General features: G+C 67.8%; 32 protein-coding genes. 26 read left to right on the top strand and 6 right to left on the bottom strand.

The window, feature by feature from the left end; all coding sequences use genetic code 11:
- The first annotated feature begins 43 nt into the window (after window positions 1-43).
- From ACZ6B8_RS35705 to ACZ6B8_RS35660, 10 genes are all read left to right on the top strand, one after another.
- Window positions 44-943 carry a hypothetical protein gene (locus ACZ6B8_RS35705; RefSeq protein ID WP_471609914.1) on the top strand — a complete coding sequence of 300 codons (900 nt, stop codon included), beginning with the start codon at window positions 44-46 and terminating at the stop codon, window positions 941-943.
- The gene (locus ACZ6B8_RS35700) at window positions 940-1,125 is read left to right on the top strand and encodes a hypothetical protein (RefSeq protein ID WP_471609913.1); all 186 of its coding nucleotides are present in this window, start codon (window positions 940-942) and stop codon (window positions 1,123-1,125) included. Before ACZ6B8_RS35705 ends, ACZ6B8_RS35700 begins: the two co-directional genes overlap by 4 nt.
- Before the next feature lie 55 nt (window positions 1,126-1,180).
- Window positions 1,181-1,831, top strand: coding sequence for a hypothetical protein (locus ACZ6B8_RS35695; RefSeq protein WP_471609912.1), 651 nt, complete (start codon window positions 1,181-1,183; stop codon window positions 1,829-1,831).
- A gap of 64 nt (window positions 1,832-1,895) precedes the next feature.
- The gene (locus tag ACZ6B8_RS35690; RefSeq protein WP_471609911.1) at window positions 1,896-2,333 is read left to right on the top strand and encodes a hypothetical protein; all 438 of its coding nucleotides are present in this window, start codon (window positions 1,896-1,898) and stop codon (window positions 2,331-2,333) included.
- Complete coding sequence (locus tag ACZ6B8_RS35685) at window positions 2,330-2,512, top strand: hypothetical protein (RefSeq protein ID WP_471609910.1); 183 nt, start codon at window positions 2,330-2,332, stop codon at window positions 2,510-2,512. The genes ACZ6B8_RS35690 and ACZ6B8_RS35685 overlap by 4 nt, the downstream gene beginning before the upstream one ends.
- Complete coding sequence (locus ACZ6B8_RS35680) at window positions 2,509-2,664, top strand: hypothetical protein (protein WP_471609909.1); 156 nt, start codon at window positions 2,509-2,511, stop codon at window positions 2,662-2,664. The genes ACZ6B8_RS35685 and ACZ6B8_RS35680 overlap by 4 nt, the downstream gene beginning before the upstream one ends.
- Window positions 2,661-2,954 carry a response regulator transcription factor gene (locus ACZ6B8_RS35675; RefSeq protein WP_471609908.1) on the top strand — a complete coding sequence of 98 codons (294 nt, stop codon included), beginning with the start codon at window positions 2,661-2,663 and terminating at the stop codon, window positions 2,952-2,954. Before ACZ6B8_RS35680 ends, ACZ6B8_RS35675 begins: the two co-directional genes overlap by 4 nt.
- Entirely contained in the window at window positions 2,951-3,154 is a 204-nt protein-coding gene (locus tag ACZ6B8_RS35670) for a hypothetical protein (RefSeq protein ID WP_471609907.1), read from the top strand. The genes ACZ6B8_RS35675 and ACZ6B8_RS35670 overlap by 4 nt, the downstream gene beginning before the upstream one ends.
- Entirely contained in the window at window positions 3,154-3,285 is a 132-nt protein-coding gene (locus ACZ6B8_RS35665) for a hypothetical protein (RefSeq protein ID WP_471609906.1), read from the top strand. Before ACZ6B8_RS35670 ends, ACZ6B8_RS35665 begins: the two co-directional genes overlap by 1 nt.
- 121 nt (window positions 3,286-3,406) lie before the next feature.
- Window positions 3,407-3,748, top strand: a complete 342-nt coding sequence (locus ACZ6B8_RS35660; RefSeq protein ID WP_471609905.1) for a hypothetical protein — start codon at window positions 3,407-3,409, stop codon at window positions 3,746-3,748.
- Here ACZ6B8_RS35660 and ACZ6B8_RS35655 read toward each other — a convergent pair.
- On the bottom strand, window positions 3,745-4,242 hold the full coding sequence (locus tag ACZ6B8_RS35655) for a hypothetical protein (RefSeq protein WP_471609904.1): 498 nt from the start codon (window positions 4,240-4,242) through the stop codon (window positions 3,745-3,747). The two genes, ACZ6B8_RS35660 and ACZ6B8_RS35655, sit on opposite strands and share 4 nt — an antisense overlap.
- A gap of 175 nt (window positions 4,243-4,417) precedes the next feature.
- Here ACZ6B8_RS35655 and ACZ6B8_RS35650 point away from each other — a divergent pair, with 175 nt between their 5' ends.
- The 3 genes from ACZ6B8_RS35650 (at window position 4,418) to ACZ6B8_RS35640 (ending at window position 5,450) form a co-directional block, all read left to right on the top strand.
- A complete protein-coding gene (locus tag ACZ6B8_RS35650) occupies window positions 4,418-4,618 on the top strand; it encodes a hypothetical protein (protein ID WP_471609903.1) in 201 nt (66 codons plus the stop codon).
- A gap of 9 nt (window positions 4,619-4,627) precedes the next feature.
- Window positions 4,628-4,897, top strand: coding sequence for a hypothetical protein (locus ACZ6B8_RS35645; protein WP_471609902.1), 270 nt, complete (start codon window positions 4,628-4,630; stop codon window positions 4,895-4,897).
- Window positions 4,898-5,042: 145 nt separating this feature from the next.
- On the top strand, window positions 5,043-5,450 hold the full coding sequence (locus tag ACZ6B8_RS35640; RefSeq protein ID WP_471609901.1) for a hypothetical protein: 408 nt from the start codon (window positions 5,043-5,045) through the stop codon (window positions 5,448-5,450).
- Window positions 5,451-5,524: 74 nt separating this feature from the next.
- Here ACZ6B8_RS35640 and ACZ6B8_RS35635 read toward each other — a convergent pair whose 3' ends face one another.
- The 5 genes from ACZ6B8_RS35635 to ACZ6B8_RS35615 form a co-directional block, all read right to left on the bottom strand.
- On the bottom strand, window positions 5,525-5,872 hold the full coding sequence (locus ACZ6B8_RS35635; protein ID WP_471609900.1) for a hypothetical protein: 348 nt from the start codon (window positions 5,870-5,872) through the stop codon (window positions 5,525-5,527).
- Between the two features lie 915 nt (window positions 5,873-6,787).
- Window positions 6,788-7,309, bottom strand: a complete 522-nt coding sequence (locus tag ACZ6B8_RS35630; RefSeq protein ID WP_471609899.1) for a GntR family transcriptional regulator — start codon at window positions 7,307-7,309, stop codon at window positions 6,788-6,790.
- A complete protein-coding gene (locus tag ACZ6B8_RS35625; protein ID WP_471609898.1) occupies window positions 7,310-7,726 on the bottom strand; it encodes an NUDIX hydrolase in 417 nt (138 codons plus the stop codon).
- Window positions 7,723-8,358: an NUDIX hydrolase gene (locus ACZ6B8_RS35620; protein ID WP_471609897.1), complete on the bottom strand. Its 636-nt coding sequence runs from the start codon at window positions 8,356-8,358 to the stop codon at window positions 7,723-7,725. Before ACZ6B8_RS35620 ends, ACZ6B8_RS35625 begins: the two co-directional genes overlap by 4 nt.
- 150 nt (window positions 8,359-8,508) lie before the next feature.
- Window positions 8,509-8,763 carry a hypothetical protein gene (locus ACZ6B8_RS35615; protein WP_471609896.1) on the bottom strand — a complete coding sequence of 85 codons (255 nt, stop codon included), beginning with the start codon at window positions 8,761-8,763 and terminating at the stop codon, window positions 8,509-8,511.
- 130 nt (window positions 8,764-8,893) lie between these two features.
- On the opposite strand from ACZ6B8_RS35615, the gene ACZ6B8_RS35610 reads away from it, so the two are divergent.
- From ACZ6B8_RS35610 to ACZ6B8_RS35550, 13 genes are all read left to right on the top strand, one after another.
- Complete coding sequence (locus tag ACZ6B8_RS35610) at window positions 8,894-9,529, top strand: DUF6907 domain-containing protein (RefSeq protein ID WP_471609970.1); 636 nt, start codon at window positions 8,894-8,896, stop codon at window positions 9,527-9,529.
- Window positions 9,526-9,753 carry a hypothetical protein gene (locus ACZ6B8_RS35605; RefSeq protein WP_471609895.1) on the top strand — a complete coding sequence of 76 codons (228 nt, stop codon included), beginning with the start codon at window positions 9,526-9,528 and terminating at the stop codon, window positions 9,751-9,753. The genes ACZ6B8_RS35610 and ACZ6B8_RS35605 overlap by 4 nt, the downstream gene beginning before the upstream one ends.
- Window positions 9,754-9,869: 116 nt before the next feature.
- Entirely contained in the window at window positions 9,870-10,169 is a 300-nt protein-coding gene (locus ACZ6B8_RS35600; RefSeq protein WP_471609894.1) for a hypothetical protein, read from the top strand.
- Window positions 10,169-10,648, top strand: a complete 480-nt coding sequence (locus ACZ6B8_RS35595) for a nucleoside 2-deoxyribosyltransferase domain-containing protein (protein ID WP_471609893.1) — start codon at window positions 10,169-10,171, stop codon at window positions 10,646-10,648. The genes ACZ6B8_RS35600 and ACZ6B8_RS35595 overlap by 1 nt, the downstream gene beginning before the upstream one ends.
- A gap of 114 nt (window positions 10,649-10,762) precedes the next feature.
- Window positions 10,763-10,960 (top strand): hypothetical protein, encoded by a 198-nt coding sequence (locus ACZ6B8_RS35590; protein ID WP_471609892.1) that lies wholly within the window; start codon window positions 10,763-10,765, stop codon window positions 10,958-10,960.
- 48 nt (window positions 10,961-11,008) lie between these two features.
- The gene (locus ACZ6B8_RS35585; RefSeq protein ID WP_471609891.1) at window positions 11,009-11,182 is read left to right on the top strand and encodes a hypothetical protein; all 174 of its coding nucleotides are present in this window, start codon (window positions 11,009-11,011) and stop codon (window positions 11,180-11,182) included.
- Between the two features lie 82 nt (window positions 11,183-11,264).
- A complete protein-coding gene (locus ACZ6B8_RS35580; protein ID WP_471609890.1) occupies window positions 11,265-11,462 on the top strand; it encodes a hypothetical protein in 198 nt (65 codons plus the stop codon).
- Between the two features lie 86 nt (window positions 11,463-11,548).
- On the top strand, window positions 11,549-11,728 hold the full coding sequence (locus ACZ6B8_RS35575) for a hypothetical protein (RefSeq protein WP_471609889.1): 180 nt from the start codon (window positions 11,549-11,551) through the stop codon (window positions 11,726-11,728).
- Window positions 11,729-11,783: 55 nt separating this feature from the next.
- Complete coding sequence (locus tag ACZ6B8_RS35570; protein ID WP_471609888.1) at window positions 11,784-12,149, top strand: hypothetical protein; 366 nt, start codon at window positions 11,784-11,786, stop codon at window positions 12,147-12,149.
- An 11-nt stretch (window positions 12,150-12,160) separates the two neighbouring features.
- Window positions 12,161-12,334 (top strand): hypothetical protein, encoded by a 174-nt coding sequence (locus ACZ6B8_RS35565; RefSeq protein WP_471609887.1) that lies wholly within the window; start codon window positions 12,161-12,163, stop codon window positions 12,332-12,334.
- Window positions 12,335-12,368: 34 nt separating this feature from the next.
- Complete coding sequence (locus ACZ6B8_RS35560) at window positions 12,369-13,496, top strand: hypothetical protein (RefSeq protein ID WP_471609886.1); 1,128 nt, start codon at window positions 12,369-12,371, stop codon at window positions 13,494-13,496.
- A 40-nt stretch (window positions 13,497-13,536) separates the two neighbouring features.
- Complete coding sequence (locus tag ACZ6B8_RS35555) at window positions 13,537-14,127, top strand: hypothetical protein (protein ID WP_471609885.1); 591 nt, start codon at window positions 13,537-13,539, stop codon at window positions 14,125-14,127.
- Window positions 14,128-14,210: 83 nt separating this feature from the next.
- Window positions 14,211-16,370, top strand: coding sequence for a hypothetical protein (locus ACZ6B8_RS35550; RefSeq protein WP_471609884.1), 2,160 nt, complete (start codon window positions 14,211-14,213; stop codon window positions 16,368-16,370).
- Window positions 16,371-16,477 lie beyond the last annotated feature (107 nt).

Genomic DNA, 16,477 nt, shown 5'->3' with positions numbered 1-16,477 from the left:
GCTGCGGCAGACGCCACTTTCCCAGACCGCAACGGAGATGACCATGAGCGATACCCGATACCGCGCCGCCTGGCGCAGCGCCCGCAAGCGCGCCGCTGCGCTGTCCGCAGAGCTGACCCGTCGTGCCCCGCTGCTCGGCGAGTACGCGGCGGAGAACATGAAGCTCCATCAGTGGCACGACGAAGACCGGACCGCACTCACCGAGATGCGCGCCACGATCGAGCGGCTGCGGAGGGAGCGCGACGGCTTCCGCGACCAGCGCGACGCCGTGTTCGTCAACAACGAGACGTTGCTGGCCCGAGTCGACGCGGCGGAGCAAGCTCGCCTGAGGGCGGAGAACGACGCCCGCATGGCGCATCGGCAGGCCGCCGTCCCGTCTGCGCCCGCCGCCACCGACCTCCGCGACCGTATCCGCCGCGCCATCTGCGAGGCCAGCGGCTTCGAGTGGGGCGACGACGGCTTGGAGCCCGACGAGTACGGCGAGCACGCCGACGCCGTCCTGGCTCTCCTCCCCGAGGTCCGCCGTCCGTTCGACGCGCAGGCCGGACTGCAGCGCCTCGCCGACGACCTGCGGAAGGTCGGGTGTGCTTGCGACCCGGCTCCACACCGCGAAGACGAGGGCACCTATTCGCACTGGGCGGGATGCCCGGTGGCGGACTCCGAGCAGGCCGTCCTCCCCGCGCCCGCCGACCGGGCCGCTGAGGCTGCGGCGAACGCCGAAGATGACGAGCTGGTGTGCGTCGACGAGTGCGGCTTCTGCGACGCCTGCGGCATGGAGCCCTTCGGTACGCCAGCAGAGGGTTGGCGGGAGGCCGCGCGCTTCCTTCGCCGGACGGCCCGCGGATCCGGTGACCGCCAGGGTGCGCTGCACGGAGCCCGCCTGATCGAGACCGAGCTCCGCCGCATGGCCGACGAGGCGCAGCAGGCGGGGGAGGACCGATGACCGCCCGCCGTCTCGCCGGATGGGCGCTGCTGGCAACCGTACCGGCGACGTTCCTCACACTCGCGGCACTCGCAGGGCAACTCCTCGAAGCGGTAGTCGGGTTCGGGATCGCCGGAGTCCTCTTCGCGGCCACCTGGTTCGGACTCGAACTCCTCGACACCCCGAAGAAGCCAACCGACTAGTCCCCGGGGCGGTGGTTCCGGCCGCCGCCCCACCCCGAACCGAGAAGAGGAACCCGTGACTATCCCGCCGCCCCACAGCGAGTACATCGACGCGGTCGTCAAAGCCTGCACGCAGCAGGAGATCCCGCCCTCCGACACATGGATCGAGGACAACGATCTCGACCGCTACCGAGACGACGACCATTCCGGCGTCGCATGCATGCTCACCGCCACCCTCGAATGGGACGCCAGCCAGTGCGATCTCGACGTCACCCCGCCTGTACACCGGCACGGCATCAGCCTGATCTGGGAGCACCCTGCGCAACAGTGGATGTGGGGCGCGCGAAAGGCGTCCGGAGCCCTCGCCCGCGAACCCGAGCCTTTGAAGGAACTACCTCGCTGGGCTGAACCGCTGCTCCTGCCGCGCGTCGTGCAGCGCCTGATCAGGGGCGGTCGGGCGTTCACGCCCGCACAGCTGTGGCCCGATCATGTGGCAGCGCAGGCCGCAGTCGATGCGTGGGAGTACGGGGAGATCAGCGGCCAGCCCATCGTTCCGCCCTCGCCCGACACCCCCATGATCTACCGCACCCATCCCGAGGGCGCGGGCGAGACCGTCTTCGTTCAACTCTCCTCTCGCCTGCCTTTCGGTGCCGTGCAGGTCATCGGTGAAGACGGGCGGCTCCTCACCGTGCCAGCGCACCACCTGACACCCGTCGACGCCAGCTAGCCCACTCACCCCTAGGGCGGCGGTTCCGGCCGCCACCCCACCCCGAACCGCAAGGAGCACGCACATGACACATGCTGAGGAACTCCGCGCTGAAGCCCGGACGTTGCGAGGTCTCGCCGATGTCGCCAACCCCAAGGGTGACGGCCACTGGATCGCCTGCTGCGACTTCCACGAACAAGACTTTCCCGGCCCTCAGTGGCGGACCCGCGCCCGCCTCTGGACCACCCGCTGGAAGCAGCTGATCCAGGCAAGCGACGTCAAGGCCAAGGGCGTCGCGCCCTTCGGCTACGTCGACCAGCAGGTCGCGTTCTACATCGCGGCGATGAACCCTGCGGTGGGCCTGGCCCTGGCCAGCCTGCTCGAACGTACCGCCGATCACTGCGACGAAGGGCTGCCGTGCTGCGGCGGAATCGAGGAGTGCTCTGCGGTGGAGCCCGTCCTGGACGTGGTCGCGGCCCTGAGGAAGGCCAGGGCTCTGACCGCGAACGGAGGCCGCCAGTGACCGCCCGGCAGCCGGTCCGCTGGATGCCGGACGAACGCTCCGCGAAGATCCTCACCGCGTTCGCCGCGCACAAAGAGGCCGCCCCATCCGTCCTGCGCCGCGCCCTCGAACTCCTCGCCCAAGCCGACGGCATCGTCGACAGCCGCGGCAGGATCAAAACCAGCGGGAGGCGGACGTGACCGCCACCTGGCATGAGCCGTGCCTCTCCGACACGGACCTCCTCGACCAGACCGACCCCGCCCAGCCGCCGTCCGACATCCGCCGGCAAGGCATCACCGCCGGGCAGTGGGAGACGGTCGAGACCGTCGACGTGGCGGGGGAGTGGCTGTGACCGTTCCCCCGCGCCGCCCCACCGTGAGAGGCCTCCCCGCGGACAGGGCGCTCCTCACCGCCCGCCGCCTCGAGGTGCTGCGTCTCGCGGCCAACGGTCACTCCAACGCCGACATCGGCAAGGTTCTGTGGATCACCGAGGACTCCGTGAAGACACACATCCGGCTGGCCTACGAGCGGCTCGGAGCCCGCGACCGCGCCCACGCCATCGCCATCTGCCTGGTCCGCGGCCTCATCCACCCACACGAAATCGAACTCCCACCGCCCCGCAAACCGAAGGACGCCGCATGACCGACCGCCCAACACCCCCACAGGAGGCCACAGAAGGCCCACAGGGCGCCGAACAGGGGCCGGGAGGCATCGGATTGCCTCGACAGGGCTCTGAGGCGCCACAGGGAGCCGTACAGGGCTTCGCCGCCTACGAAGGACCCACCATTGCCGAAGCCGCCGCCGACGACCGGCGCTGGGACCTCAAGAAGGCAGGCGAGTGATGGCGCGGCTCAACCGCTGGCTCGGCCAGCCCGTCGTCGTCCCCCGCTACCTCGTGTGGATCAACGCGCTGGGGGCGGCACTCGCCCTCGCCGTCTGGACCGCCTCAGCCCTCGACCTGATCAACACCTAGAACCCGCAGGAGCAGCCACGCGCAACCGCAACGTCGGCAGCATGGCCATCGACCGCACCAGGTGAACGACCGAACGCCAGCACGCCGACTAGACCACACCCGCCCTGCGAAGGATCACCGCATGCCCATCATCGGACCCGGCCACGACGAGCCCGAATACGACGACTACGACCCCGCCTGGAAGCAGCAGGACACCCTCCTCCGGCGCTGGCTGGGCGAGAAGCTGGCCGCAGCCGGCCTGGACCCGGACACGGCCACCATGTACGCCCCGGACAACCGCTACAACGGCCTTAACCCCGACATCGTGGCGGACATCGCGCTGGTCACCGGGACCAGTACGGGAGAAGTTCGTGCCGCCCACAAAGCCGACATCGCCGACAGGATGCGCGAACAGCAACTCCGCGACCACCCCGACCTCGCCGTCCTCGACGCCGACCTCAACCGCATCGCCAACTCGCACTAACCCGCCCGCGCTACTCCCGCGTCGACACCCGGACGGTGACTATCGGCTGCAGCCCAGGCCGCCGCATAGCCATGCAGCGCGGCACGCAGGCGCCTGCCAGTCTCGTCGGCGGGCAGCCGAATGCGGGCGCTATTGATGCGAGCCACACGATCCCGGGCACTCCGCAGCATGGCCTCGTTCCCCAAAGCAGATGACGCTCGAGCCAACTCGTAAAACGCCGTGTACACCGAATCAGAGACCTGACCCGGCCTGAACAACGCCGCCACCTCCAAGAGCTCAGCCTCCATGACGGCAAACAGCGACTCGGGTCGCGAGGGCACCCTGGCGGCGAGATTCGACAGCAACACCCTGGCCGCGTCGATGTCTGGTTGATCGCCGTCTGCCACTGCGGCCAGCACGTCCAGCACGGCGTGCGCCTCGTCGAGCGTCAGCACCGGGAGGAGAGGGGCCAGCGGGCCGGAAGCGGCTGCAGCATCAGCAGCGAGATCGTCCACGACCTGAGCAACGACGGTGGCCGCCCACAGGGACGGGCACAGCTTCTGACCTGCAACTACAGCAAGGAGAGATATCACCCTGATATCACGCGCTACCATCCGAATGACATCCGAGAACTCATCGGGATTGCAATCCGCGAACTCAGATGAGAACCGGCGACAGCGGGAGGCCGTGATGAGCAGCGAGCAATGGAGCGCCGAGGAACTGGCCGACCTCAACGAGACCATCGCCGCCGCCCGCGAAGCCGGCAACGAGGACCTCGCCACCTACTGGCAGGCCATCCGCGACGGCGAAACCCCGACCGTCGACTGGGAGACCCTCCGCGTCGACCTTTACGCCCAACACGGCATCGACGTCAGCGGGTCAGCGGCATAATCGGGGCCCATGGCGCCCCAGCATCGCAGGCCCGGAGCTCGCATCGTCCTTGGCCCCACCGCAGCCCGACAGGCAGCCGGCTTCACCACCGCCGAAGAGATCGCCGTCGACCGCGCCCTGTCCGCCATCGCCGTCGACCCCACAGCCGGCACCATCCGCCCAAAGATCGAACACGGCGGGCCCATGTGGGAATACCGGGCACCCGGCACCAGCGTCCGCATCATCTACACGATGACCATCCGACGCACCATCGTGACCGTGGCGTACTACGAAGCCTGACATGACAGCGCCCCGGCCCGCACACGCGGACCGGGGCGCTGCGGGGTGCGTGGATCTCGGCGGAGTCCACCCTGGGCCCGCAGATTCACCCACCAACTCGCGCGCCGCTGCCAGCCCCGCGAACCACCCGGCACGACCATGAAGCATGATCAGTGACGAGCGTCTTGAACTGCGGGACCAGATCAAACGCGCAATGAAACAGCGCTACGGACCACGCCATCAGTGGCCCCACAAGCTCCGCGTCGCCTACGCCCAGCTCGACCAGCTGTACATCCACACCGGCACAGAGTTCGACGCCATCGTGGACTGCGCACAAGCAGCACAAAAGCGGCTCAGTGGACGTAACCAGCTCCCCATGGACCCCTTCATGAGAAGCCTCGCGAAACACTACGGCGACAGCGACCACCCAGCCGAAGTCGACGCCGCATGGGCCATCATCTACGGGATCAACATCCTCCTCGGCTACGACTTCAACGACGTCATGCGCTGCCTCATCGAAGGCCGCGACGCCTGGCGCGCCGACATCGACACGCAAGCTCCCGCGATGGCCTAGACGGCGCCTCCTGCATGCCCAGAACGCGACTGCCCCCCCACCTGGAGGCCGGTGGGGTGGCAGGGAGGGCGTGGTCAGGTGCGGACGGCTGTCAGTGGCGCCGGCAGCGGGGGAGCCTCAAGCCCCAACCCCTCCGCAAGCAGCAGCCGAGCCGCAGTATCCCGCTCGAACTGCGACCGACCCGACGGCATCGCCAGCACGCGTCGGCCGTTCTTCGACTCCACGAAGGCGCCCAAGAAGCCGCGGTCCGTGATCGACGACTCGACGAGCTCCACACCGTACTCGGAAAGAAGGTCCGGCAGCGGAGTGTCGAGCAGATGCTCGAGGGCGGAGGCGGACCACCCCGGAACGTTCCGGGCTGATACCGGCGACGAACCGGGGTCCGCGTTGCCTGGTCGCGGATCGGTTTGCACTAAGCTCATGAGTGACCTTCTCTCTGATACGGAGCGGGTTGATTGATCAGCGAGGTGCGAACTCGCTGGTCGCAGGGGCCCGGTGTTCACGCACCGGGCCTTCTTGCGTCGTTGGAACGTATACGACAGGCAGATCCCGGCCATCGAACTAGGTAGAGATTCGGCAACAACTGCCCAAGTGCTCGTAATGCTACGACAGTCGGTATCACAGAAGTTCGCAGGTGGAATGACCTCGCGCTTCCCGCTAAGCGGCATACGGCGAGGCCGGTCAAGAGCAGAATGCAGGGTGTAACAACATGGCTCGATATGAACGGGCGTTGGTGATCTAGCTATCCGCGATGGCGGGCCACATCGAGCGGCCCGACCGACCAGAAACATAGATGGCCATCAGCATTCGGCCCACCCTCACGGGCGCAGATCAGCCGCGTACTAATGTCAACCGGACCGCCCGGCCTGACGGCCCCACAGCTGCACGTCTTGCGCCCATACCACGTATTGCCGCAGGTCCACGCTGTGACCGTAGCCAGCGAAGATGCACTGAGAGCAACTCACTTGCGCTCCCCGCGAGTCCTACCAGCCAGTCTGCAGCAACGGGCGAAACGGACGCGTGATGTTGCTGGAACTGGCCGGAAAGAGGTGGAAGCAGAACCACTGCAGCGAACCGACCCGGCCCGCAGAGTCAGACGACCACCTCGGAGCCTGCCCCGATTGGGCGAACCAGGCAGCCGCACAGGCGCCAGGAGACGGTAGGCGGCACCCCGGCCGTCTCGGAGCCGCCACCGGCCCACACAGCGGAGAAAGGCGACCGACAGGTGCCATAGACGGCGCCTGCGCTCTACGGCAATGCGGGCCCCACCAGGTGCTCCCACACCGACACGACGCCCCCGCCCGGACCACCGGGCGAGGGCTGATGTGCGTGCAGGGTCAGGCGGCACGACGCCCATCTTCGGAAGGCAACGACACGAACAGGCCGTGCCCTGGTTCGAGACGGAGCAGGCCCTCTCGTTGGAGGATGGCCGATGCCTTACTCACGATGCTCATGCTCACGTCGGCAGCAGCGCCGAGCACTCGGAGAGAGGGGATGCGGAAGCCCGCGGGCCATCGGCCGCTGAGGATCTCGTGGCGCATCAGCGCGGCGACCGGAGCGACCTTGAGGCGAACCGCGACCGATTCCCAGGACGAGGGATCGAATTCGACATCATCATAATTGTGCTTGCCGTTGTACAGCGGCTTCTCCGTCTTGATCGCGACTTCTTCCGCGTCAAGCGCAAGCTGGCGGGACGGGAGCCACTCGTCGGTGCGACGCACTGCCCGCTTCTGCCAGTCGTCGCGGCGGCGCTCGTAGAGGTGCGCCTTACCGCGAAAGTCCGGGTCGTTAGAGACCCCGACGTACAGCAGGACGTTGTCGGCGTCGTAGTACCGGTACAGCGCGGTGCGTTCACTCATTCACGCCTCCCGCAGCAGCACGCCGTCGAGGTATTCCTGCACCGGCTCGAACAGCCCGTAGGGCACGTAGTCCTTGATCTCGGCGTGGGCGACCCAGGCAATCGCGTCCAGTTCCTCGTCGTCTGCGACGTGAGCCTCGCCGTCGACTACCTCGGCCGCGGTGTACGACATGAGGCGGCCGGTCTTTGGGTGGACACGTTCGCCGAGCAGCTTGATGGCCTCGACCGTCAGTCCTGTCTCTTCCTGCGTCTCGCGCACTGCTGCCTGCTCGGCGGTCTCGCCGTCTTCGATGGCGCCGGCAGGGAACTGCCACATGAGCTCGCCCTCCTTCACGGCGCGCCGGACCATAAGGACCTTGCCGTCCTGGACGATGATCGCGGCGCTGATGCCAGGCTTCTCGGTGATGGTCTCGCTCATGCCACTGCCTCCAAGGCGTTCAAGATCGGCGGGTAGATGCGGTCGGTGGGGATGTAACGGGAGAGCTCCCTTATAGGGGCCCAGGCCACGGCGGCGTTCTCGGAGGCGTCGCCGTTGATCGCCTCTCCGTGCAGCCAGTCGCAGAGGTGGTAGGAGCAGATCGCCCGCGTGATCGGATGCAGGCGTTCACCCAGGTGCTCGCGGACAGAGCAGTGCACTCCAGTCTCGTCGAGCGTCTCGCGCACTGCGACCTTGGCCGCGGACCCGCCCGGTTTCACGATGCCGGCGGGGAACTGCCAACTGATCTCCTCGCCGTCCTGTCGGCAGACCAGTAACACCTCGTCGCCACGGCGGACCACCGCGATGGCTACTCGCAGCGCCTGTGCCTGGATGTTCTCGACATGGGCCCGCGCGTAGTGGATGAATCGCCTGCGCACCGCATCACCTGCCCTCTCGTAGGCCGTCGTCAAGATCCTTCGCGTCTCCAGCTTGGGGACCATGTCCGGCGACGAATGCCAGGAGGCGACGCTGCGCACGGAGACGCCGAGGCGTGCCGCGTACTCCTCCTGGGTGTCCTCGAACGCGTTCTGGAGCCAGCACGCGTGCCGTCCGGTCCACTGGGTCACATCCACATTGGCTCCCCGCCCGCGGATCGTGGGGCGAATTACGGTGCACCTGCAGGGTGCCTGCAGGCCCGCTGCATGATCACTGCATGTGGCTGCGTGGTCGCTTCATGGTGAGTGCGCCCTCGTGAGCGTTGACTCGAAGCCATGACACGACGATCACTCGCCCTTCCCGTACTGGAAAGCGCGCTGATAGGTGACGCCCCCCATGAGCTTCCCAATCTCTTTCCACTTCTTGCCTTCCGACCGCAGCCCGAGGGCGATCTCCTGCCGCTGGCGGCGCCGGAACGCTTCGAGCTCGTCATCAAGGCGACCGGCTGCCGCGAGGTACGCGTCCCAGCGGTCGACGAGGTCCGGAATGCTGCGGAGCTGGTCCTCGATGAGAGCGAAGGGAGTGTTGTAGGAGTCGGCCATGACAAGAGCGTAGAGGGCATCCGACACACCCTCAAGACTCAACTTGATGAGGTGAGTTGGGGACTTGACGCGGTTGGGCGGTGGCTCTACGTTGTTCCCAGGTGCTCAAGGTGGCACCTTGAGCGTCGAGGTGTTGATCACTCCTACCGGACCCAGTCCGCGATCGACACACCACAAACAAAAACGGGCTGGACGCTTGCGACTCCTACATCGCGCACGTCCAGCCCTGACCACCAGGTTCTGTAGAGGAGACCCTGTGGCTACCGCATACTTTAACGCTGCCTCTGAGCAGCTGACGTCGGCCTCGGCCCTCGCCGATTCACCGACCCCTGCTCCCCGCTCTTGGTCGTTCATCGACCGCGAGACGGGCGAGACCGTCCAGTACACGTGCATGGACGGCTGCACGATCAACCACACCTCGGAGATGGTGACGCCGACTGTCCGCGAGGACATCTGGTGCTGGCTCTGGGACGAGTCCCTGAAGCTGCCGGTCAACGAGAACGGTCAGCCGGAGGAGTTCCGCGTCCTGTCGACGCTCATCAAGGTCGAGCCGTGGTCCCCGAAGATCGCCGAACGGCTGCCGTTTGCCGTGGTCGAGCTGGTCGACGAGCACTACATCGACGGTCTTGACCCGGACGGGCTCGAGACGGTCATCAACACTCTGGCCGCCCGGGTCGAGGACATGCGTGAGACGCATCGTCGCCTCGTCGAGATCCGCGCCCAGTACCGGACCCGCACGCAGGCCACCACGGAGGTGGCGTCATGACCACCGCAACCCCCATGAAGTCCGCCGCCGACGAGGCGACGTTTGCCGCCGCCTCCTTCGTCCGCCGTCGGATCCTGCACCGTGTCCCGGCGGGTAACCCTCGCGGCGTCTGGCCGGCGGAGGAGTTTGCCGCGGCTCGTCGTGCGGAGGGTGTTCCGGCGGAGGTCGTGATGGATCTCGACTCGGACAGCTTCCTGGTGGTTGTACCGACTGGTGCCGCCTAGCTCCCCCCTGTTCGCCGCGGTGGCGGATGTCCACGGCTCCCCTCCACTCCGCCACCGCGGCTCCCACCTCACTAGCACCGCTACACCACCCCCTGCGTCCTTGAGAGGACCCCGCTATGTCCACTGACCTGTTCGACGCCGACCGCGCCGCTACTTCCGTTGAGGTTCGGGCCGTGCGTGTCGCGACCAACACCCGTGATCTGTGGGTGGAGTTCGACCGCCAGGCGCCGGAGAACGCGCTGCCGCACGAGATTGTGCCGCGGTTCACGGCCGCGGTCATGGCCGGCGATGACGATGCCCGTGTCCGGCTCGCCGTGCGGGCCCGGCAGTTGGACGAGGAGCAGCCGTTCGGGCCGCGGTTGATGGACGAGATCCGGCGCATCGCCCGCGACCGCGACGAGCCGGCGGTGGCGTGATGCAGGGCTTGTACTTCGAGGCGCCGGACTATTACCGGCCGCGGCCCACGGATCCGCCGGCGGTGTTCCTGGCGGGCGGGATCACGGGGGTGGAGCGGTGGCACGACCACGCGGTCGAGGTGTTGCAGGCGGCTGGCCGGCCGTTGGTGGTGCTGAACCCGAACCGGCGGGACTTCCCGATCGATGACCCGTCGGCGGGCTGGGGGCAGGTGAGTTGGGAGCAGCATCATCTGCATCTGCCGGGTGTGGTGACGCTGTTCTGGTTCCCGGCGTCTGATCGTGCGGTGACGACGCAGCCGATCGCCATGTTCGAGCTCGGTCAGGCGCTCGGTGAGGGGCGCCGCATCGTCGTCGGCGCTCACCCGGACTATCCGCGGCAGGCGGACGTGGACATGCTGTGCCGCCTCAGCCGGCCGGGTCTGGTCGCTCATTCCGACCTCGACGACGTGTTGATGGCTGTGGTGGCCGCTGCTCTCTAACCCACCGCCGGCGGCGAGTCCGCCAGCCCTGGAGTACTGCCGTGAGGGCGCCCGATCGAATCGGGCCCGGGGCACTGCAACACCTCAACCTTCCGTCTGTAAAGGAGTCCTGGCATGGGCCGTCTGTACATGAACGTCAGCGAGCAGGAAGCGAGGGCCATGGATCAGCAGGGTCTGGTGGACCCGGTGCACTGCGGCCAGCCGATGTCCCGTGCGCCGTTCGACGACGTCGCCGAGTGCCTTAAGTGCGGCGCCTACGTCACAGATGGCGTCGACGCCAAGAACATCCCGCCTGGAACGAAGAGCTTCTGATCTCGCTCGCCCACCATTCCCCGTTCCTCAACCCGAAGGGAGCCCGCCGTGGGCCGCAAGACCGACAAGCAGTGTGCGCAGCAGATGGTCGCGATCGCGTTGGTCGTCGGCGACAAGAAGGAGACCGGCAAGGACGTGATGCGGCGGACTCTCACCCGGGACGAGATGGCTCGGGGCGGCGCGTACATCGCGTCCGGCAAGAAGGTCACCGGCCGCGGCTGACCGGCTGCCTGTGATCCCGGTCGTTGCACCGGGGTCGCGGGGAACCGCTCAGAGTTCCGCCACCCGTCGAGAGGAGGCCCCCATGGGCCTGTTCAGCAAGTCACCTGAGGAGAAGGCAGCGATCGCCGAGTTGAAGGCTGCCGACGCTGCTCTGCACGCGAACCAGCGGCGCGAGGAGAAGGCCGGGATCCGGCACGAGACGCCGGAGTATCAGCGGCTCAACCAGGTCGCCAACGAGAAGGCGGCGAAGGTGTCCCGCTGGCGCGGCGGAACGCGCTGACCGGTTGCCCGATCCGCCTGTCTCGCACGGGCGGTGACGGGGAGCACGGGACAGCCCCGCATCCCACGCCAGGAAGGAAGTCCGCTGTGAGCTATTCGTACACGGCCGTCACGCAGGTCACCGACAAGAACACCGGGAAGTCGCAGGAGCTGAACGTCAATGTCACCTCCCCCGACCCGATTCCGCACGAGGACATAGAGCGCGCCGTGTCCGAGGCGGTCGCCCGGGAGGGCAAGACCGTGACCTCCATCACCGTCGAGAACTGACCTAAAGCCAATGTGGAGGTGATCACCAATGGTGTACCGCGGGCATCTTCCGACCTTGCTGTTCAACGACCGGCAGGTCCGGGCCAAAGAGTTCAACCGCTGGGATCAGTGCCGCACGGCCTTCGCTCGCGGCCGGCGCAGGGAGATCGTCGACCGCTACAAGGCGGAGATCACCCGGCTCGCCGGGCCGGCCAAGCCGATCTGGCTGGACGTCGACGACGAGGCCGGTCACGTGTACGTCGGCGACGGGCACCACCGCGCGGTCGCCCTGCTCGAACTGGGCTTGCCCGGCTTCGACTTTCACTGGCGGCTGATCTCCAAGGGCGGCTGGTTCTCCCAGCCTCCTCTCGAGTGTGACCCGTTCCCGTACCACCTCCTCGGCCTCGCCGGCCCGCTATCCCCTGCCACCCACCCCCGCTGAGAGGAACCGACATGCCGACGTGGATCTTCACCGCCACTTCCCGTACCGGAGCCAAGGTCGACCCGGTCACCGGAGCTCCCTCGGACAGCATCGCCGTCTACGACGAGGACGACCTGCAGCAGCGGGTCGCCGCCGCCAAGACCGACCCGCGGCAGCTGGACGTGAACGTCCAGAAGATCGCCTAACCACCCACTAGCTCCCGAAAGGACACCGATCACCGTGAGCAGCTGGCACGAAGAGCGTCGGCGTAACCTCGCCGCCGAGGCCGAAGAGCGCCGGAAAAGTAAGGCGTTCAGCGCCAAGCTGCGTCGCGACGAACGCCGCAAAGACCGCGAAGAAGCTCGCGAGGTCAAGGCGCAGCAGCGCCGGGACCGCGCTGTACGGCGCCAGACCCGCACCGCCCGCCGCGAGAAGGCCCTCACCCCCGGCAACGTGTACCGCAAGGGCACCCTCGCCTTGGTCCTCGCCTCCGCCGCAGCATCACTGCCTGCGCAGATCATGCACTTCGTCGGGATCAGCTTCATGCTGCTGCCAATCCCGTTCACGCTCGAAGGCGCGGCCTGGGTGATGAACGCCGGCGTCGCCTACGCCGACGAGCGGAAGCTCGCCCCGTGGGTGCGGTGGCTGATGCGTGGGCTCGCAATGGCAGCCGCCAGCTATGCCGCACACATCAACTTCTCCTACGGGCGCAGCCTTCAGGCCCACGGCCTAAGCGCCGCGGATGCCGCAGCTGTCGGCTGGGGGCTCGCCGCGGTCACCATGCTCGGCCCGCTGTTCTTTGAAGTGCGGCAGTGGGTCCTCACCCTGACCGTTGCCACAACGGACCCGAAGAAGCGGGTGGAAGAGAAGGCGCGCACCGCGCACGAGAAGAGCCGCCGCAAGGATCACAAGGACGTCGTCGAGCTGGCTAAGAAGCTGGTGTCTGCCGCCCCCTACGGCTCGCTAACTTTCGAGGAGGCATTCGCCTCCGCCTGGGAGATCAAGTACGGCACCCGCACTCCCGGCATGACGCCCGTGCTGCATGCCCAGGCGCATACCTCCCGCAAGGCTCTGGCTGCCGCCTTCGATGCCGCCAACGGCTCTCCGCTGAGCATGAAGGGTCGACTCCTGGAGCTGCTTCACCCGGCCCCCGTGAAGGCACCCGGGGTGGTCGCAAAGCGGCAGGTGGTTACCGATCTATCCCCCCGCCCGGAGAGGCCCGTCAAGGAGCCCAAGAAGGCGGCGCGCGGCAAGCCCCCACTGCACCGCCGTACCCCCGGCGACAGTGTGCCGTTCAGTCCGCTCGCCAAGAAGCAGCACAGCCAAGAAGCCCTAGCCCGACTGGCCGTAAACGGCCACCACCACTGACCCGCCCGAACGCCGACTAGACCACTACTCAGGAGAGAGCATGAACCCCACCATCCGCCGGATCGCCGTTTCGGGCAGCGCGGCTGTCGCCCTCCTCGGGGGCGCCGCCGCCATCACCACCGCGACCGCGCCGACCGCGTCCGCCGCCACCATGCAGACCGTCATCGACCAGGCAACCGGAACCCCTGTCACCATGCCCGGCGGCACGACCACCTACGTCCGCGGCATGGACGCCGCCGCCTACCGGGCCAGCGACGAGCACGTCCGCACGATCACCCTCGCCGCCGACAAGGACGACCCGGCCGGCATCGGCAACGGCCTCACCCCCGACAACGGGACCGGCGCCGCGCTGAACAACCCCAACCAGCCCAACCAGCAGGCCCCCGCCGGCTACAACCCCAACCAGATCCAGACCAAGGCGAGCGGCGGCGCCATCTCCATCGGCATCGTCGCGATCCTTGCCCTCGGCATCGTGGCGTACTTCCGCGTCAAGGGCCCGGTCAAGGCCGGTGACGCCGTCCTGTTCGTGTTCCTCGGCGTGGCCCTGTCCGGCACGGTCATCGGCGTGATGGCCAAGACCATGACCGAGAACGGCATCGGCTCCCTCGGCGGAGTCCTCGGCGGCCTGTAGACCCTGCGGGGCCCAACCAAGGCCCCGCACCCACCCCGGAAAGGAGAACCGTGGCCGCGCCCGTAGAACAGCAGATCCCGCCCATGCCCGGCCAGCCGCCCACCACCCCGGAACCCTCGGCGGGCCAGCGGCTGAAGAAGACCCTGAGGGTCCAGCACGGCCACATGTCGGCCCGCACCAGGGAATGGCTGGCCGGAGGCGACCTCGACCCGGTCGACGTCATCCAGCTGGCCACGCAGAAGAAGCAGCGAAGGTACGACGAGAAGACCGCTCACCTGGAGCGTGCCGCCGCCGAAGCCCACGGCCGCCTGGCGCACGCCAAGGCGCGAAGCGAGCAGGATGAGGGCGTCAGCGCCTCCACCCTGGCCAGCCTCGCCGGCCAGGTCGCGACCGCCGAATCGCAGCTCGCCGCCCACCGGGCGCAGCAGGTCATGCCGCCCACCGAGCGGGAGATCACTGCTGCCCGCACCGGCAAGCGCGCCTCGCGCGCCGCCGTTCTCGCAGGTGGCGGACTCGGATCTCTGTCCATGCTCGGCGCCGCGGTCGAGCAGACCGTGAACGGGCAGCCGTTCATCCTTGCCGCCCTCGGCACTGCTGCGGGCTACGGCTGGTACCTGGTGTCGCGCCCTTTCGACGTCGGCCAGCCTGCACTTGCCCCGGCCATGGGGGAGCAGCTGGCCCTCCCGACGGTGAACCTGTCGAAGCCCGAACCCCTGCCTGGAGTGCGTAACTTCAACGCCCCGCCGCCGCCGGCGCTCACGGTCGAGGAGCTCGATCAGGCGCTCCGCAACATCGGGAAGGTCAAGCCGAACGAGGAGATCAAGATCCTTGCCGTGCCGCAGCGAGACGGCGACGGCAACACCACTGTCGTCTTCGATCTGCCGCCGCGCGTGACCGTCGCCGAGCTGAAGAAGGATCTGCCCAGGCTGGCCGGGGCACTCGGCCGAGACGCATCCATGGTCGACGTAGAGAAGGCCGGCGCCGAAGTGCGCACCTCCCTGTGGATGACCGACCGCGACCCGTTCGAGGAGACGAGGCCCTCCCCGCTCCTGAAGGCGCCCTCGCAGCTCGACGCGTTCAAGGACGGTGCGCCCGTTGCCTGGAACAAGCGGGGCATCACCATCCGCCTGGCGATCAACAACCAGTCCTACGTCATCGCCGGGATGACCCGCTCCGGCAAGGGCGTCGGCGCCTCCAACCTCATCGTCGGGACCTCTTTCGACCCGCGGATCAACCTGCGGATCGTCGCCGGAAAGAACAACGGCGAGTGGGACCCCTACGCCAAGACGGGCGTCGCCTCCACCTACTTCAAGCCCGACCCTGCCCGCCTGCTGGCCCTGCTCAAGGCCCTGCTCGCCGACAAGGACAGGCGCGAGGCCGACCTCGGCAGGCTCGGAAAGTCCAAGCTCGTCGCACCCGTTATCGACCAGATCGGCGGCATCGAGCTGCTGGTCATCGACGAGCTCGCCACCTACACCCGCCCCGGCAAGCCCCTGCGCGACGAGATCATCGAAGCCCTGATCGAGCTGTCCGCGGTCGCCGCGGGTGCCGGAATCCTCATGGTGCTGATCACCCAGTACCCCGAGGCCGACGTCATCCCGCAGGCCCTGGCGATGAACTGCGGCGCCCGGTGGGCGATGCGCGTCGAGAACGCAACTCAGTCCAACGCCATCCTCGGCGGCGGCCAGGCCAGCGCAGGCCGGGACGCTTCCAAGTTCGATCCGCCGCGGCCCGGCTTCGGCTGGCTGGTGAACCCCTTCGCCGGCGTCACCGACCTAGCCCGCTCGTTCGACCTGGATGAGGACGAGCGCGGCGAGATCACGCTGCTGCTGGAGAAGTCGGCGAAGATCCGCGAGAGGGCGGGGCGTCTGGCCGGGCAATGGGAGGACCCGATCGAGAAGCACCTCCTCAACACCACTGGCCTGTCCTCTGCGGCCGGCGGGCCGAAGCGTGACGGCATGCCGGGCCGGAACGTGCTCAACCACACGTCGGAGCAGAAGCACCAGATCGCCTGCTGCCGAGAGGCACTGGCCGCGATGGATCAGCTCGGCAGGGATGTAGCCCAGCTCGACGAGATGGCGCGGGTCATCGGTGCCATCACTGGCGAGGAGCTCGGCAAGGCGCTGCGGGCGGCTGGCGCGGGCGGCACCGTGAAGATCGTGGTCCCGGGCCGTGAGGGGCAGGTTCGCGGCTATCAACGCGACGACATCAAGGAAGCGCTGGACCTCCTGCTCGGCAGCTAGTTGTCATGTTTGCCCCGTCTTGTCGGGTGGATGGAGGGCGATTTGCCCCGTCTTGCCACCCGACTGCCGGGTGGATGGTATCCGGCTTCTATCCACCCCCTCAGATC

The organism is Streptomyces sp. NPDC041122, assembly GCF_055592445.1.
The sequence above is the reverse complement of the archived record's forward strand: the minus strand, read 5'-3'. Positions and strand labels throughout refer to the sequence as shown.

Excerpts from the sequence above, each read along its gene's own strand:
- ACZ6B8_RS35665 (WP_471609906.1), top strand. The coding sequence starts at position 3,154 with ATGGCGCGGCTCAACCGCTGGCTCGGCCAGCCCGTCGTCGTCCCCCGC.
- ACZ6B8_RS35600 (WP_471609894.1), top strand. The coding sequence starts at position 9,870 with ATGTCCACTGACCTGTTCGACGCCGACCGCGCCGCTACTTCCGTTGAG.
- ACZ6B8_RS35595 (WP_471609893.1), top strand. The coding sequence starts at position 10,169 with ATGCAGGGCTTGTACTTCGAGGCGCCGGACTATTACCGGCCGCGGCCC.
- ACZ6B8_RS35605 (WP_471609895.1), top strand. The coding sequence starts at position 9,526 with ATGACCACCGCAACCCCCATGAAGTCCGCCGCCGACGAGGCGACGTTT.
- ACZ6B8_RS35625 (WP_471609898.1), bottom strand. The coding sequence starts at position 7,726 with ATGAGCGAGACCATCACCGAGAAGCCTGGCATCAGCGCCGCGATCATC.
- ACZ6B8_RS35615 (WP_471609896.1), bottom strand. The coding sequence starts at position 8,763 with ATGGCCGACTCCTACAACACTCCCTTCGCTCTCATCGAGGACCAGCTC.
- ACZ6B8_RS35590 (WP_471609892.1), top strand. The coding sequence starts at position 10,763 with ATGGGCCGTCTGTACATGAACGTCAGCGAGCAGGAAGCGAGGGCCATG.
- ACZ6B8_RS35705 (WP_471609914.1), top strand. The coding sequence starts at position 44 with ATGAGCGATACCCGATACCGCGCCGCCTGGCGCAGCGCCCGCAAGCGC.
- ACZ6B8_RS35660 (WP_471609905.1), top strand. The coding sequence starts at position 3,407 with ATGCCCATCATCGGACCCGGCCACGACGAGCCCGAATACGACGACTAC.
- ACZ6B8_RS35645 (WP_471609902.1), top strand. The coding sequence starts at position 4,628 with ATGGCGCCCCAGCATCGCAGGCCCGGAGCTCGCATCGTCCTTGGCCCC.
- ACZ6B8_RS35555 (WP_471609885.1), top strand. The coding sequence starts at position 13,537 with ATGAACCCCACCATCCGCCGGATCGCCGTTTCGGGCAGCGCGGCTGTC.
- ACZ6B8_RS35550 (WP_471609884.1), top strand. The coding sequence starts at position 14,211 with ATGCCCGGCCAGCCGCCCACCACCCCGGAACCCTCGGCGGGCCAGCGG.
- ACZ6B8_RS35565 (WP_471609887.1), top strand. The coding sequence starts at position 12,161 with ATGCCGACGTGGATCTTCACCGCCACTTCCCGTACCGGAGCCAAGGTC.
- ACZ6B8_RS35640 (WP_471609901.1), top strand. The coding sequence starts at position 5,043 with ATGATCAGTGACGAGCGTCTTGAACTGCGGGACCAGATCAAACGCGCA.
- ACZ6B8_RS35690 (WP_471609911.1), top strand. The coding sequence starts at position 1,896 with ATGACACATGCTGAGGAACTCCGCGCTGAAGCCCGGACGTTGCGAGGT.
- ACZ6B8_RS35630 (WP_471609899.1), bottom strand. The coding sequence starts at position 7,309 with ATGAGTGAACGCACCGCGCTGTACCGGTACTACGACGCCGACAACGTC.
- ACZ6B8_RS35700 (WP_471609913.1), top strand. The coding sequence starts at position 940 with ATGACCGCCCGCCGTCTCGCCGGATGGGCGCTGCTGGCAACCGTACCG.
- ACZ6B8_RS35670 (WP_471609907.1), top strand. The coding sequence starts at position 2,951 with ATGACCGACCGCCCAACACCCCCACAGGAGGCCACAGAAGGCCCACAG.
- ACZ6B8_RS35635 (WP_471609900.1), bottom strand. The coding sequence starts at position 5,872 with ATGAGCTTAGTGCAAACCGATCCGCGACCAGGCAACGCGGACCCCGGT.
- ACZ6B8_RS35580 (WP_471609890.1), top strand. The coding sequence starts at position 11,265 with ATGGGCCTGTTCAGCAAGTCACCTGAGGAGAAGGCAGCGATCGCCGAG.
- ACZ6B8_RS35650 (WP_471609903.1), top strand. The coding sequence starts at position 4,418 with ATGAGCAGCGAGCAATGGAGCGCCGAGGAACTGGCCGACCTCAACGAG.